The sequence below is a fragment of the Brevundimonas sp. FV1ps31S genome (genome assembly GCF_058681265.1).
On sequence record NZ_CM178735.1, the window covers coordinates 3,091,434 to 3,106,378 of the forward strand.

The following is a 14,945-nucleotide window of genomic DNA, read 5'->3' on the forward strand; positions in this document are numbered from 1 at the left end:
CGGTTCGTCCCCTCCTATCTGGTCGACATGACTGACCTCTCCCCCCGCGAAATCGTCTCCGAACTTGATCGCTATATCGTCGGCCAGGACGACGCCAAGCGCGCCGTGGCCGTGGCTCTGCGCAATCGCTGGCGTCGCAAGCGCGTGCCCGAGGATCTGCGTGACGAGGTCACGCCCAAGAACATCCTGATGATCGGCCCCACCGGCGTCGGCAAGACCGAGATCGCCCGGCGGCTGGCCCGGCTGGCCGGATCGCCCTTCCTCAAGGTCGAGGCGACCAAGTTCACCGAGGTCGGCTATGTCGGCCGCGACGTCGATCAGATCATGCGCGACTTGGTCGAGAGCGCCCTGGTCATGGTGCGCGACCGCCGGCGCGGCGAGGTGCGGGCGCGGGCGGAAGGGGCGGCCGAGGACCGGATCCTGGACGCCCTGGTCGGCCCCGGCGCCGGGCCGGCGACGCGCGACAGCTTCAGGAAGAAGCTGCGGGCCGGCGAACTGGACGACAAGGAGATCGAGATCGCCCTAGCCGACACCGCCTCGCCGATCCAGGGGCTGGATATTCCCGGCGGCGGGGCCGTGGGCCTGCTGAACCTGTCGGAGATGCTGGGCAAGATGGGCGGCGGGCGGACCAAGACGGTCAAGCTGACGGTCCGCGACGCCACCGCCCCTCTGATCGCCGAGGAGGGCGACAAGCTGCTGGATCAGGACAGCCTGACCAAGGAGGCCCTGATCCTGGCCGAGAACGAGGGCATCGTCTTCTTGGACGAGATCGACAAGGTGGCGGCCCGGCAGGGGGCGTCGGGCGCCGACGTGTCGCGCGAGGGGGTGCAGCGCGACCTGCTGCCCCTGATCGAGGGGACCACCGTCTCGACCAAATACGGGCCGGTGAAGACCGACCATGTGCTGTTCATCGCCTCGGGCGCCTTCCATGTGGCCAAGCCGTCGGACCTGTTGCCGGAGCTTCAGGGACGGCTGCCGATCCGGGTCGAGCTGAAGGCCCTGACGCGGGACGACTTCAAGCGGATCCTGACCGAGCCCGAGGCCAATCTGATCCGTCAGAACCAGGCCCTTCTGGCGACCGAGGACGTGACCCTGACCTTCACCGAGGACGCGGTCGAGGCCCTGGCCGATGCGGCGGTGGCGGCCAACTCCGCCGTCGAAAACATCGGCGCCCGGCGGCTTCAGACCGTGCTGGAGCGGGTGCTGGAGGAGACCAGTTTCAAGGCCTCGGACCTGGCGGGCCAGACCGTATCCTTCGACGGCGAGGCGGTGCGCGACAAGCTGAGCCTGCTGACCAAGGACGTCGATCTGAGCCGGTTCATTCTCTAGAGACGGCCTCGCTTTCCCGGCGGTTCCGGCGGCGCATCAGCCGGTCGGCGACCGCCTCGGCGTGGCGCTGGGTGAAGGCCAGGGCGGCGGGATTGCCGCGCTTGGCGCCGACGCTGTCGGCCACCTTGGCGCCCCGTTCGCCGATGGGCTGGGACTTGCCGGTGGTGGTGTCTATCGCCGTTTGATGCTCGATCTCGGCGTTCAGCTCGGCCCCCATCAGGATCACCTGCACCGACAGCCAGGTCCACAGCAGGAAGCCCATCATGGCCGCCAGCGGGCCATAGGAGTCGGTGCGGACGAAGTTGGTCAGGTACCAGCTGAAGACGAAGGAGACCGTCAGGCTGACCACGGCCGCGAAGATCGCCCCCGGCGTCAGCCAGCGCCAGCGCGCCTTCTGCCGGCACGGTCCGAACCGGTAGATCAGGGTCAGGGCCGTCACATAGCCGACCAGCAGCAGGGGCCAGCGGAACAGGGCCATCAGGCCCCACTCCTCCTCCAGGCCGAACAGCCGCACCACCACCGGCACCCCCACTACCAGCAGCGAACTCACCAGCACGGCAGCAATGGCCCCGACGGTGAAGCCCATGCACAGCAGGTTGTAGCGGACGATGTTGCGGCGCTCGACCTCGTGATAGGCGATGTTCAGCCCGTAGAAGAGCACCTTGACCGCCCCGTTGGCGGTCCACAGCGACAGGGCCAGGGTCCAGATCAGGGTGAAGGTCAGCTGGCCGTTCGAGTTCGCGGCCAGCCGCTCCATCTCGCCGCCCAGGAAGGCGGCGATACTGCTGGGCATGACGCCGTACAGGAACTGAAGCCGGCTCCAGGCGTCGGCCGGATCGGCGAACAGGCCGTACAGGGTCACGAACGTCCCCAGAAGCGGGAACAGGGACAGCAGGGTGAAGAAGGTCACGCCCCCGGCGACGAAGCCGACCCGGTCGCCGAAATAGGAGCCCCCGGTGCGCCACAGGATGTCGGTCCAGCCCTTGTGCGGGATGTGTTCGGGCCGGGCGGCGAGACGGCCGCGCCCCGGCTCCTTCGTTTCGTAGTCCTCCGGCGTCGGGGGTTTGGGCGGCAGGGGCTCGGGGCGTTCGGGGCGCAGCTCCAGCCCGACCTTGTGGCCCTGGGTGTAGAGCAGATGGGCCGCGCCGGCGCCGGCGCTCAGCCCGCCCAGGGCCGCCGCGACGAACTTCCACAGCGGGCGGCGGGGCGGAGGGGCGGGAGACTTGAACCTGGACATCAGCAGGCGAACGGCGCAGCGGCTGCGACGTTCCCGCCCGGCGCGCGACCGGCCGTGCTTGAAATCCCGGCCGCGAAGGGCCAATCACCCGAAATGACCACCGAGCCCCTCTCCCCCAAGCCGTCCGACGGCGCCGCGACCCTGCTGACCGTCTGGAAGGCCGCCCAGGCCCGCCTGAAGGGCGGACGCATCGACAGCCCGGCCATCGACGCCCGCCTGCTGCTGGAAGCCGCCGTCGGCGCCAGCCGCATGGACATTCTGACCGATCCCTATCGCGTCGTCACGCCCGAGCAGCAGGCCGAGTACGAGGCCATGGTCGAACGCCGCCTGCGCCGAGAGCCCGTGTCGCGGATCGTCGGCAAGAAGGGCTTCTGGAAGATCATGCTGAACGTCACCCCCGACGTCCTCAGCCCCCGCCCCGACACCGAGACCATCCTCGACATCGCCCTGCTGGCCTTCGCCAAGACCCAGGCCTTCAGCATCGCCGACCTGGGCACCGGCTCGGGCGCCATCCTGCTGGCCCTGCTGGCCGAGCGGCCGGCGGCCCAGGGCGTCGGCACCGACATCTCGACAGAGGCCCTGGCCGTGGCCAAGGAGAATGCCGCCAACCTGGACCTGAACGAACGCGCCGCCTTCCTGCGCACCGAATGGGCCGCGGGCTTCGGCGACGCGAGCTTCGACCTGGTGGTGTCCAACCCCCCCTATATCCCCACCGACCACATCCCGACCCTGGACCCCGAGGTCCGCGACCACGACCCGCACCTGGCCCTGGACGGCGGCCCCGACGGGCTTCAGGCCTATCGCGACCTGGCCCCCGAGGTGAAGCGGATCCTCAAGCCCGGCGGCGTCTTCGCGGTCGAGATCGGCTGGGACCAGGGGCCCCAGGTCAAGGCCCTGTTCGAGGCCCAGGGCTTCGCCGACGTCAAGGTGATCAAGGACCTGGGCGAACGCGACCGCGTCGTCACCAACGGCCCGGACCCGAGGACCAATCCGATCCCGCAGGAGTGACGCGCCTCAATCGACCCTGAACAGGACCAGGGCTGTGACACCGCCGCCCGGCGTGGTCTCTAGGCGGATCTCTGCGCTCATTTGCTGAGCCAAAGAACGGGCGATTGACAGGCCGAGGCCGGAACCGCCGGTCTCGCGACTACGGGAGGCTTCGCCGCGCGCGAAGGGTTCGAAAGCCTGGCCCGCGAAGGCCGGAGCCAGACCCGGGCCATGATCGACCACAGCCAGCCGCCAGCGATCGTCATCGCGCTCGAAGCTGACCTCGGCGGATCCACCGTACACCACCGCATTCTCCACCAGGTTCTCGACGATCCGGCGCAGGGCGACCAGATCAGCCCGGACCCGCCCCGCGTCCAACCGGCCCAGACTGACCGCTTGGCCTAGGGCTGCGCGTTCGGAGGCCAGGTCGGTCAACAACTCAGCCACATCGACGGGAGTAAGAACGGCCGGTCTTTCCTCCCCGCGCGCGACCAGCAGGACATCCTCGATCAAGGTCGCCATCAGGGCCACGTCCCGATCGGCGCGGGCTCTCTGCTCCGCATCCTCGATCAGGGCGACCCGAAGCCTCAGTCGGGTCATCAGGGTTTTCAGATCGTGCGCCGCCGCCGCCAGCATCCGCATTCGCTCTGTCATCAAGGCCTGGATGCGGGCGCGCATGCGGTTGAAGGCCGAGGCCACGCGTCGCGCCTCGGCATGGCCCGTCTCATCCATCGGCGGGGCGCCGAGATCGACCGCGAACCGGTCGGACGCTTCGGCGATGACCTGCAGGTCGCGCGTCGCGCGCTGCACCGTCCGCCATACCAGAAAGGCAGCGACCAGTCCCACCAGCAGATTGAACACCAGGGCCGCCACGGCGATGCCGCGGCGACGCTGTCCCAGGCCCGGTGCGACCACCAGCCGCTGTCCGTCCGCCAGGGCGACGGAGACAGCATAGACGGCCGTTCGGCGGCCCTGCAAACGGGGGCGGAACCGGCGCCTTTCCTCAGGAACCAGCAGACGCACGTCACGCCCTTCCAGCGCCGTCCCATAGCTGCGCAGCAGGACCGGCAAGGCGCCCCCGCGCTGGCGATAGCCGGAGGGAACGCCATCGGTAATGAAGAATCGGGTCGCATCCCCGTTCAGGGCCACCAGAAGATCGTCGCGGCGGGCCGACGGCGTGCGATCGACAGCGGCGGCGGCGGCGGCGATCCGCACCGGAACGGGCAGGCGCCAATCGTCCTGATCCCTGTGCTGCAGACTCATCAGACCCAGGACGCTGATTGCCTGAAGCGCCACGACGACCAGGACCAATGTCAGGGTCAGGCGGTTGACGAGGCCGAGCCGCCTCACGACCCCGCCTCTACGTCAGCGGAGAACAGATAGCCGGCGTTGCGCACTGTACGGATCAGGCGAGGCTCGCGGGGATCGTCCCCTAACTTGCGCCGCAGGCGCGAGACCTGAATGTCGATCGAACGATCGAACACGTCGGCCTGGCGGCCCTTCAGCACATCCATGATGTCGTCGCGCGACAAGATCTGCTGCGGCCGTTTCACGAAGGCGGCCAGGAGGTCGAACTCTCCTCCGGTCAGTTCCACCGCTCGTCCTTCGGCGTCGGTCAGGGCGCGCGAGGCCAGATCCAGCCGCCATCCGTCGAACACCACGCGGCGGGTCGGGGTTTGAGGCGGCTCGGAGCGGTCACGACGGCGCAACAGGGCCTTGATCCGGGCGACCAGTTCGCGCGGCTCGAACGGCTTGGCGACATAGTCGTCCGCCCCGACCTCGAGGCCCACGACCCGGTCCATCGGCTCGCCCCGCGCCGAGGCGATCAACACGGGAACCGCCCCTTGCAGGCGGCGACAGATCGACAGCCCGTCCTCGCCGGGCATCATCAGGTCCAGGATCACCAGATCCGGACGGCGAACCGCCCAGGCCGCCCAGAAGGCCGCGGCGTCGGGAAAGGCCGCGCACTCCAGCCCCTCGCGCGCCAGAAGCGCGCAGACCAGGTCGCGGATTTCGGGGTCGTCCTCGACCAGATGGATCAGAACCGTCGTCATGGACCAAGCTTTGGCGCAACCGCCGCCGCCCCGCCAGTAGGGGATACATGCTGTTACGCACGGGCGCCGCGGCGACACACCCCTGGCGGCCGGGTCTGTCAGTCTGTGGTCGTCCGGAACAGGCCGGACCTTGCAAAGGACCCCGCCCATGCGCTCCCACCGTCCCTTCGCCATCGCCGCCCTTGCCGGCGTTCTGACCGTCGCCGGCGTGGTGGCGGTCGCCGACAGCGCCAACGCCCAGTCCCGCTCGCGTCAGCGTTCAACCACCGTCACCGGCGCCAACCACAGCGCCACGCGCAACGCCGACATCTATCGCAGCCCCGGTTCGGCGACGGTGTCCCGCTCGGGCACGGTCGACGGTCAGAGCTGGTCCAGCGCGCGGGCGCGCACCACGGTGGACACCGGCGACGGCTACGCCACCACCGCCGTCCATACCGGCCCGGCCGGCAACACCCAGACCCGGACCAGCTCGGTCTCGTACGACGAGAACGGCTACAGCCGCGACGCCTCGGTCCAGACCTCGAACGGCAATGGCTACAGCCGCCAGGTCGACGCCTCGAGCGACGAGGACGGATCCACGGTGAACCGCTCGGCCGTCACCAACAGCGGCGCCACGCGCAGCTCCACGGTCACGCGCCCTTACTGACCCGTCCCCGTTTCCCGGTTCGGGCGGGGGTCCTCATCCAGCTCCCCGCCCGTCGCCCCGGCCGCACACCCCCCCCCCCCGGGCGGCCGGGGCCCCTTTCCCCCTGATCGAGGTCCCGATGAAAACCCTCTTCTTCTCCGCCCTGGTCGCCGCCGCCATCGTCGCAGCAGCCAGTTCCGCACCCGCCCAGACCCGGCCCCCGGCCGACGCGGGCCGCGCCCTGTTTCAGCAGGCCGACGTCAACAATGACGGCCGCCTGTCCCGCGTCGAGTTCGACGCCGCACGCGAGGCCCGGTTCGCCGGCGCCGACACCGACCGCAATGGCCGGCTGACCATGTCCGAACTGCGCGCCCTGCGCCCCGAGGGCGCCGCCTCGCCCCAGCGTCGTCCCAGCCGCGAGCAGATCCAGAAGCTGCGCGCCATCGACCGCAACAACGACCGCGCCGTCGACCTGAACGAGTTCCGCGCCACCAACGCCGACCGTTTCGCCGCCGCCGACCGCAACCGCGACGGCTTCATCACCCGCGAGGAGATCGTCGACCTGGTCCGCTCCCTGGGCGTCGGCGACTGAGCCCCTCGATTCCAGACCCTGCGGCCCAAAGAAACAGGGTCTGAAATGGGTCACGGCCTTGTCGGAAATCCGCCCGCTCGGCCTTCCTCCCCTGATGCGCAAGATCGAAACGGTCAGATCGACCCCAGCGTCCTGATCACTCACAAGATCGGGCTGGAAGACGGGCCGGACGCGTACAAGACCTTCCAGGAGAAGGCGGACGGCTGCATCAAGCTGGTGATCAGCCCCTGACGCCGGTTTCAGACCCTGGGCGGAAGACCAGGGTCTGGAGCGTCGCATCGGGTCGGGGTTGGCGCATGAGCCTGTCGTAAAAACAGGGTGACAAAGCGCCAAAGCGCCAAATCCCGATCTGCATTTCCTCCGAACATGCGCCATGTCTCCCCTGGTCCTGAACCTTCGCGGGCGACAGGATGGCATGGTTTTCGGGGGTGGTTAGGAGAAGGCGGTTTGACGGGGTCAGCGCCTTGATAAGGCGGGGATTCGCGGTTCGAATTGTGCTCGTTCGACGGCGAGGCGGACCTTCCCCCGCTTGCGGGGGAAGACGCTAGATCTCTGACCACCTTCCCTCTCCCGTTGGGAGAGGGCTTGAGCGCACGGCGGCGCAGCCATCGTTCTTGCGCGACCCGGAGGGCGGCGCGAAGCAGCCAAAGGATGAGGGTCGTCCGGCGCCCCGCTGCGGCCAGACCGGTGCGACGGCTTGCGCCGACTTGGACACCCGACCCTCATCCGTCCGCTTCGCGGCCACCTTCTCCCAACCAAGAACACAGGGCACGGAGGGACGCGACCTAGTGAGACCCGTATTTACCTTGGCCAGCGTTATTGTTTGGGTGCGATAAACAACCGCTAGTGTACTAGTCATCAGCGGTTAACCCTCTAGCCACGCATCGGAGCAGCTTTGGCCAACGAATATGAGCGCTTTCGCGAGCTGACGCTGCTTGTACAGGGTATAAAGCGGTCTATCGAAGATCGACCACCTCACCGCGTCGGCAGGATTTCTGTCGAGCAGTGGCGTGAGGCCATTTTCGCTTTTGAAGAAGTCAGGGTAATACTTCGACAGGCTAGCCGAAGAGCAAGGGAAGATCTAGATCTGGATTTAATTAATGAAGCGCACGGAAAACTTATACAGATTGCATCCAATACAGCGCTAATGGACATCATTGGCTCGATTCCATTGCGCTTGCTTGCCATGCCGCGCGAAATCGAGCTAATGGAAACATTTAGGGGGAGACCTATTGGTGAGGCGCTCTATGCTGCGCTGGACTTGTCAGTAGGAATTACAGCTGGTCCGAAGCAACAAGCGCTCGATCTGGGCAGTATAGCTGGTGCCGAACGCCTCCGTAATATCGTTCCGGACCAGAAGATCGCTCCTGCCAAATTCGGAATCCAGCAAAATCGAATCATAGTCATTCCTCAACGCCATGTGGTGCCCGAAGCCGACCGGGAAGCGGCAGATGCCGCCCGACTACATCTACACAACTCCGGACAGCGGATCATTGATTCCCTGAGCGCTTCGAACTGTGATCGTCGGCTGATTGAGGCGGTGGAACAACTGCAAGCGGCGCTAGCTGAACCGAAAAATGTAATCGAGCTAGGCCTTACTAATCTCAGCTGTGAAGCAATCTGCGGTGCAGCAAAGGAGGAGTTACCAGACGCAGTGTGCGGAATGATCAAGGGCCACACAGCTGCAATAGGAATGTTTGTTGCCCAATTTCCCGAGTGGCAAAAATTTGCTGAGAACGCCGCCGCCGTTGAACTAACTGTAGCCGACGTTGAGGAAATAAATCGCGCGGCGAGCCAAATCATAGCTCAAATAGAAAACAACCCCGAAGTTGCAGACAAAGACGTGCCACAAACAATCAAGGCAATACGGGCGTTAACGAGCGATCCCTCGACTACTGCTCGAAAAGCAGCATTCGCACTACTTCGAACCGTAGAGAATTTTGTTTCGACCGTGTTTTCGTATGGAACTAACTTCATCGGCAAGACGGCAGATAAGACGAGTGGCGAACTTTCGTCTGCTATCGCGAAAGCGTCGGCAGGAATCCTTGTCGCTGCGGCTATAGCCGGTGCATCTCAGATGACTGGCGTCACCGGGCGGATTGCAGAGGCGACTTGGATTAAAAACGCTCTGGAGATCGTACAGAAGCAGGCGGGACATCATTAAAGCCCCTAATGCACCCGCGCCTTCCCGATCTCCAACCCGCCTTCACCGGCGGTGACGGCAATCACCCCGCCGTCCTCGATCTCGCCGGCCAGCAGCTTCCGCGCAATCGGGTCCACCAGTTCCTTCTGGATCACCCGCTTCAGCGGCCGCGCGCCATAGGCGGGGTCGTAGCCGCGGTCGGCGAGCCAGGCCAGGGCGGCGTCGTCCAGCGACAGGTTCAACCGGCGGTCGGCCAGCAGTTTTTCGAACCGTGACAGCTGGATCCGCACGATGCCGCCCATCTGTTCGCGGCCCAGGCGGTGGAACAGGATGATCTCGTCGATCCGGTTCAGGAACTCGGGCCGGAAGTGGGCGCGGACGGCGTCCATGACATAGGGGCGGACGGCTTCCACATCATCGCCCTCGCCCTGTTCGGCCAGATACTGGCTGCCCAGGTTGGAGGTCATGATGATCAGGGTGTTGCGGAAGTCGATGGTGCGGCCCTGGCCGTCGGTCAGGCGGCCGTCGTCCAGCACCTGCAACAGCACGTTGAAGACGTCGGGGTGGGCCTTTTCGACCTCGTCGAACAGGACGACCTGATAGGGGCGACGGCGCACGGCCTCGGTCAGGGCGCCGCCCTCGTCATAGCCGACATAGCCGGGAGGGGCGCCGATCAGGCGGGAGACGCTGTGTTTCTCCATATATTCGGACATGTCGAGCCGGGTGATGGCGGCCTCGTCGTCGAACAGGAACTCGGCCAGGGCCTTGGTCAGTTCGGTCTTGCCCACGCCGGTCGGGCCCAGGAAGAGGAAACTGCCCAGGGGACGGTTAGGGTCGTTCAGGCCGGCGCGGGCGCGGCGCACGGCGTCGGAGACGGCGGCCAGGGCCTCGTCCTGACCCACGACGCGGCCGCCCAGGGCGGTCTCCATCTGGAGCAGTTTTTCGCGCTCGCCCTCCAGCATCTTGTCGACGGGGACGCCGGTCCAGCGGCTGACGACGGCGGCGATCTGTTCGGCGTCGACGACTTCTGGCGTTAGAGGCCCCCCGCCCCCCGTCTCGGCGGCCTCGGCCTCCGCCAGTTGTTTCTCGATCTGGGGGATCTGGCCGTAGGCGATTTCGGAGGCGCGGCCCAGGTCGCCGGCGCGCTGGGCGTTGGTCAGTTCCAGGCGCAGGCGGTCCAGGGTTTCACGCAGTTGCGCGCCCTGGCCGACCTTGTCCTTTTCGGCCTTCCACTGGGTGGTCAGGTCGTCGGACTGGCCCTCCAGATCGGCGATCTCGTCCTCCAGCTTTTCCAGCCGGTGGCGGGAGGACTGGTCGGTCTCCTTCTTCAGGGCCTCGCGTTCGATCTTCAGCTGGACCAGGCGGCGGTCGATCTCGTCCAGGGACTCGGGCTTGGAGTCCACGGCCATGCGCACGCGGCTGGCGGCCTCGTCGATCAGGTCGATGGCCTTGTCCGGCAGGAAGCGGTCGGTGATGTAGCGGTTCGACAGGGTGGCGGCGGCCACGATGGCGCTGTCGGAGATCCGGACCCCGTGGTGGACCTCGTACTTCTCCTTCAGGCCGCGCAGGATGGAGACCGTGTCCTCGACCGTCGGTTCGGCGACGAAGACCGGCTGGAAGCGGCGGGCCAGGGCGGCGTCCTTCTCGACGTGTTTGCGGTATTCATCCAGCGTGGTGGCGCCGACGCAGTGGAGTTCGCCGCGCGCCAGGGCCGGTTTCAGCAGGTTGGAGGCGTCCATGGCGCCGTCGCCCTTTCCGGCGCCGACCAGGGTGTGCATCTCGTCGATGAACAGGACGATGCCGCCCTCGGCCGCCGAGACCTCGGACAGGACGGCCTTCAGCCGTTCCTCGAACTCGCCGCGGTATTTGGCGCCGGCGATCAGGGAGCCCATGTCCAGCGCCATGACGGTCTTGTCGCGCAAGGATTCCGGCACGTCGCCGTTGACGATACGCAGGGCCAGGCCCTCGACGATGGCGGTCTTGCCGACGCCGGGCTCGCCGATCAGGACGGGATTGTTCTTGGTGCGGCGCGCCAGGACCTGGATGGTGCGGCGGATCTCTTCGTCGCGGCCGATGACCGGGTCGATCTTGCCGTCGCGGGCGGCCAGGGTCAGGTCGCGGGCGTAGCGTTTCAGGGCGTCATAGCCGTCCTCGGCGCCGGCGCTGTCGGCGGTCTTGCCCTTGCGCACCTCGGCGATGGCGGCGTCCAGTTTTTCGGCGCTGGCGCCCGAGGCTTTCAGCACCTCGGCGGCGACCCCGCCCTCGCGCGCCAGGGCGGCCAGCAGGCGTTCGGTGGTGACGAAGGCGTCGCCGGCGGATTTGGAGGCTTCCTCGGCGGCGGCGAAGACGCGGGCGGTGTCGCCGTCCAGATAGAGCTGGCCCGAGCCGCCGGTGACCTGGGCGCGCTTCTTCAGCGCGGTCTCGGTGTCGGCCTCGGCGCGCTTGGCGTCGCCGCCGGCGGCGGTGATCAGATTGCGGGCCAGGCCGTCGCGTTCTTCAAGCAGGATTTTCAGCAGGTGTTCGGGGGCGAACTGCTGGTGGCGGCGGGCCAGGGCCAGAGACTGGGCGGACTGAACCGCCTGTTTGGCGCGGTCGGAATAGAGATCGAGATTCATACGTGTCCCCTCGTGAGGCGGAAATGGTCCGACACGCCCTCTGGAGCAAGCGACGCGTCTGTTCGCAGGAAGAAGTGGGTGTGTTGAACCGGCCACACAAGAGCCCGAGCGGGGGTGTGCGCGCCTTGACCGGGGTCAATTGCGGCGAACAGCGGTCCGGTTGGTGTCGGAAACGAAATATTTTAATGAATGCAACGGATTAGCCGGGACGAAACGTTTAGCAGACATCTATTCACCTACGGAAAGGCGCTGTCCCATGCGCAAGTCTATCATCGCAATCGCCGCCGGCCTGATGGCCCTGAGCACCGTCTCGGCCCAGGCCGCCGCCCTGGACCAGAACCGCCCTGCGCCGGAGCGCCAGGAGCAGCACCAGAACCAGGGCCGGGATCAGGGTCAGAACGGCGGCCAGAAGAACGATTCGCGTGGCGAACACCGCGATTCCTACGGGTCCTGGTCGTCGAGCTGGGGCTCCCGTCCGCCGGCGCCGCCCGCGCACTTCAGCCGTCGCGGCGACTGGTACGCGCACGTGCGCGCCTGCCAACAGCGCTACCGGTCCTATAACCCGCGCACCGACCGCTATGTCCCGCGCGCCGGCCAGACGGCGATCTGCCGCCTGTAATCTCTGATCTCTGTCGAGGGCCGGGCCGCCGATGCGGCCCGGCCTAGAGTCGCGTCTCCCAGGCCGTCCAGCCCGCAATCAGCACCAGCCCGGCCGCCATCAGTGCGCGCACGCTTGCGCCCTGGCTCCCGCCGCCCAAACGGCTCACCCGGGCGGCTGTGACGACGATGAGAGCGTGAATCGCCACACTGACGGCCACATGGAATCCGCCCAGGGTCAGGGCCTGCGGCAGGGCCGGGCCGTAGTCCGGGCGCATGAATCCCGGCAGCAGGGCGATATAGAACAGCGCCGCCTTCGGATTCAGCAGATTGGCGGTCAGGCCCCGCAGGAAAAGCGCACGATAACGATCACGCGTCTCGGGCGCCGGGCGGGCCGGATCGCCCTCGCCCTTCCAGGCTTCCCAGGCGAGCCAGAGCAGAAACCCCACGCCTGCCCAGCGAATGGCCTGATACAGGGCCGGCCAGGCCAGCACGATCTCGGTCAGTCCGAAGGCGGCGGCCAGCATCCACAGCGTCAGCCCCAGGGTGATGCCCGCCACGGCCGCCAGCCCCGCCGTGCGGCCCTGCGACAGGGACACCAGCGCCAGCCAGCCCATGTTCGGACCGGGCGTCAGCTCGATCAGGACGACCGCCGCCAGAAACGGCAACACCACCCCCGGATCGACCGGCCCGTGCGTCAGAAATTCCATTCAAGCCTCCAGTGCGATCTCTAGGCCGCGCCGGGGGGCGGGTCCAATCGCGGGGCGTTCGCCGCCGGTCGACTTCCGCGCGGCGGGGCGGGGAACCTCCAGCTTCGCCATACGCTCTCCATCGATGCTGAGATCCAAGATGAATCCGCGCGTCTTCTGGGGCGCGAGCGGCATAGCCGGGGCCCTGCTGCTGGTCGCCCTGGTCGCGCCGAACACGTCGGACCTGATCTTCGGCCGGGCGCAGACCTGGGTGATCGACACCTTCGGCTGGTTCTACATCGCCTCGGTCGCGGGGTTTCTGGGGGTGGTCGCCTTCCTGGCGTTCGGACCGACCGGGCGGCTGAGGCTGGGGCCGGACGACGCTGAGCCTGACTTTCCCTATGTGTCCTGGCTGGCCATGCTGTTCGCCGCCGGCATGGGCATCGGCCTGATGTATTTCGCCGTCGCCGAGCCGATCCAGCACTACGCCGCCCCGCCCGAGGCCATGCCCGGAACCCTGAACGCGGCGCGCGAGGCGATGGTCATCACCTTCACCCACTGGGGCGTGCACGCCTGGGCCGTCTATGCGGTGGTGGGACTGAGCCTGGCCTATTTCGCGCACCGGAAAGGGCTGCCGCTGACGCTGCGGTCCGGGCTGTCGCCGTTGCTGGGCCGGCGGATCCACGGACCGATCGGCGACGCGATCGATATTTTCGCCATCTGCGGCACCCTGTTCGGGATCGCCACCTCGCTGGGGCTGGGCGTGGCCCAGATCAACAGCGGGTTGAACTATCTGACCGGTCTGCCCAGCGGGCCGTGGGTGCAGGTGGGGTTGATCGCCGTGGTGATGACGGCGGCGACCGTCTCGGTCCTGACCGGGCTGGACAAGGGGGTACGGCGGCTGTCGGAACTGAACCTGGCGCTGGCGGTGCTGCTGATGCTGTTCGTGCTGGTGGTCGGGCCGACCGGTTTCCTGCTGAAGGCGCTGGTGCAGAATTTCGGCCTGTACCTCGACCATTTCTTCGTGCGGACCTTCACCCTCTACGCCTATGAGCCGCGCGGCTGGATGGCGAACTGGACCCTGTTCTACTGGGCCTGGTGGATCGCCTGGTCCCCGTTCGTGGGCATGTTCATCGCCCGTATCTCGCGCGGGCGGACGGTGCGCGAGTTCATCGGCGGAGTACTGCTGGTCCCCACCGCCTTTACCTTCCTGTGGATGACGGTGTTCGGCAATACAGCCATCAGCCTGGACATGGGCCAGGCGGCGGGGGCCATCTCCCAGGCGGTGCAGGCGGATCTGTCGACGGCCATCTTCCACTTCCTGGAGAACCTGCCGGGGGCGGCGATCACCTCGACCCTGGCGGTGCTGCTGGTGGCGGTCTTCTTCGTCACCTCGGCCGACAGCGGCTCGCTGGTGATCGACACCATCGCCTCGGGCGGGGCGGACGACACGCCGCGCTGGCAGCGGGTCTACTGGTGCGCGCTGGAGGGACTGGCGGCGGCGGCCCTGCTGCTGGCCGGGGGGCTGGGCGCGCTTCAGGCCGCGACCCTGGTGGCGGCCCTGCCCTTCACGGTCATCATGATCCTGCTATGCGTCGGCCTGATCCGGCAGATGAACGCGGACCTCAGGGGCGAGGCGGTCGAGACCGAGACGCCGCCGCTGGGCGAGCGGCTGAAGCGGATGTTCGCCCCCGCCAGCCGCCGCGACATCGACCGCCAGATCGAGCGCCACGGCGTCCCCGCCCTGAACGAGGTGCGGGAGGCGCTGGCGGTCGAGGGGCTGGACCAGAGCCGGATCGAGACGGACGCCGCCGCCGTATGGCTGACCGTCCCGCACGCCGGCGGCGCGGACTTCCTGTACCGGCTGGGCGCGCGATCCCGGCCGCTGCCGGCCATCACGCCGCTGGACGCGCCGGAAGGGCGACGCGCCGTCGAGTGGCGGCTGACGGCCCAGACGGGCGACGGCGGTCGCCCGCGCGACGTGACCGGCTTCACGCGACAACAGATCGTCGCCGACGTGCTGGAGCATCTGCAGGCCTGGCGGCTGGGCTAGGGACCTTGGCCCGGAGCCGCGGGG

The 14,945-nt window shown here is 67.4% G+C and carries 13 protein-coding genes; 8 read left to right on the forward strand and 5 right to left on the reverse strand.

The features are described 5' to 3' along the window. Window positions 1–27 precede the first annotated feature (27 nt). A complete protein-coding gene (gene hslU / locus ACVPT3_RS14795) occupies window positions 28–1,329 on the forward strand; it encodes an ATP-dependent protease ATPase subunit HslU (protein ID WP_492041619.1) in 1,302 nt (433 codons plus the stop codon). Here hslU and ACVPT3_RS14800 read toward each other — a convergent pair. After that, window positions 1,319–2,566, reverse strand: a complete 1,248-nt coding sequence (locus ACVPT3_RS14800) for a YihY/virulence factor BrkB family protein (RefSeq protein WP_492041620.1) — start codon at window positions 2,564–2,566, stop codon at window positions 1,319–1,321. The two genes, hslU and ACVPT3_RS14800, sit on opposite strands and share 11 nt — an antisense overlap. A gap of 93 nt (window positions 2,567–2,659) precedes the next feature. On the opposite strand from ACVPT3_RS14800, the gene prmC reads away from it, so the two are divergent. Further along, window positions 2,660–3,574 (forward strand): peptide chain release factor N(5)-glutamine methyltransferase, encoded by a 915-nt coding sequence (gene prmC, locus ACVPT3_RS14805; RefSeq protein WP_492041621.1) that lies wholly within the window; start codon window positions 2,660–2,662, stop codon window positions 3,572–3,574. A 6-nt stretch (window positions 3,575–3,580) separates the two neighbouring features. Here prmC and ACVPT3_RS14810 read toward each other — a convergent pair whose 3' ends face one another. Both ACVPT3_RS14810 and ACVPT3_RS14815 read right to left on the reverse strand, forming a co-directional pair. Then, a complete protein-coding gene (locus ACVPT3_RS14810) occupies window positions 3,581–4,903 on the reverse strand; it encodes a sensor histidine kinase (protein WP_492041622.1) in 1,323 nt (440 codons plus the stop codon). After that, complete coding sequence (locus ACVPT3_RS14815) at window positions 4,900–5,607, reverse strand: response regulator (RefSeq protein WP_492041623.1); 708 nt, start codon at window positions 5,605–5,607, stop codon at window positions 4,900–4,902. The genes ACVPT3_RS14810 and ACVPT3_RS14815 overlap by 4 nt, the downstream gene beginning before the upstream one ends. Window positions 5,608–5,755: 148 nt before the next feature. Here ACVPT3_RS14815 and ACVPT3_RS14820 point away from each other — a divergent pair, with 148 nt between their 5' ends. The 4 genes from ACVPT3_RS14820 to ACVPT3_RS14835 all read left to right on the forward strand — a co-directional run bounded on the left by ACVPT3_RS14820 (window position 5,756) and on the right by ACVPT3_RS14835 (window position 8,988). Then, window positions 5,756–6,253 carry a hypothetical protein gene (locus ACVPT3_RS14820; protein WP_492041624.1) on the forward strand — a complete coding sequence of 166 codons (498 nt, stop codon included), beginning with the start codon at window positions 5,756–5,758 and terminating at the stop codon, window positions 6,251–6,253. 118 nt (window positions 6,254–6,371) lie between these two features. Beyond that, window positions 6,372–6,824: an EF-hand domain-containing protein gene (locus ACVPT3_RS14825; RefSeq protein ID WP_492041625.1), complete on the forward strand. Its 453-nt coding sequence runs from the start codon at window positions 6,372–6,374 to the stop codon at window positions 6,822–6,824. Between the two features lie 45 nt (window positions 6,825–6,869). Further along, window positions 6,870–7,055, forward strand: a complete 186-nt coding sequence (locus ACVPT3_RS14830) for a hypothetical protein (RefSeq protein ID WP_492041626.1) — start codon at window positions 6,870–6,872, stop codon at window positions 7,053–7,055. A gap of 664 nt (window positions 7,056–7,719) precedes the next feature. Further along, complete coding sequence (locus ACVPT3_RS14835) at window positions 7,720–8,988, forward strand: hypothetical protein (protein ID WP_492041627.1); 1,269 nt, start codon at window positions 7,720–7,722, stop codon at window positions 8,986–8,988. A 5-nt stretch (window positions 8,989–8,993) separates the two neighbouring features. Here the strand turns inward: ACVPT3_RS14835 and clpB are convergent, their stop codons facing one another. Then, window positions 8,994–11,582: an ATP-dependent chaperone ClpB gene (gene clpB / locus ACVPT3_RS14840; RefSeq protein WP_492041628.1), complete on the reverse strand. Its 2,589-nt coding sequence runs from the start codon at window positions 11,580–11,582 to the stop codon at window positions 8,994–8,996. A gap of 256 nt (window positions 11,583–11,838) precedes the next feature. Between clpB and ACVPT3_RS14845 the strand changes: the two genes are divergently transcribed. Next, a complete protein-coding gene (locus ACVPT3_RS14845; RefSeq protein WP_492041629.1) occupies window positions 11,839–12,201 on the forward strand; it encodes a BA14K family protein in 363 nt (120 codons plus the stop codon). Window positions 12,202–12,244: 43 nt separating this feature from the next. Here the strand turns inward: ACVPT3_RS14845 and ACVPT3_RS14850 are convergent, their stop codons facing one another. Then, entirely contained in the window at window positions 12,245–12,889 is a 645-nt protein-coding gene (locus ACVPT3_RS14850; protein ID WP_492041630.1) for a LysE family translocator, read from the reverse strand. A gap of 139 nt (window positions 12,890–13,028) precedes the next feature. On the opposite strand from ACVPT3_RS14850, the gene ACVPT3_RS14855 reads away from it, so the two are divergent. Next, window positions 13,029–14,921, forward strand: coding sequence for a BCCT family transporter (locus tag ACVPT3_RS14855; RefSeq protein ID WP_492041631.1), 1,893 nt, complete (start codon window positions 13,029–13,031; stop codon window positions 14,919–14,921). Window positions 14,922–14,945 lie beyond the last annotated feature (24 nt).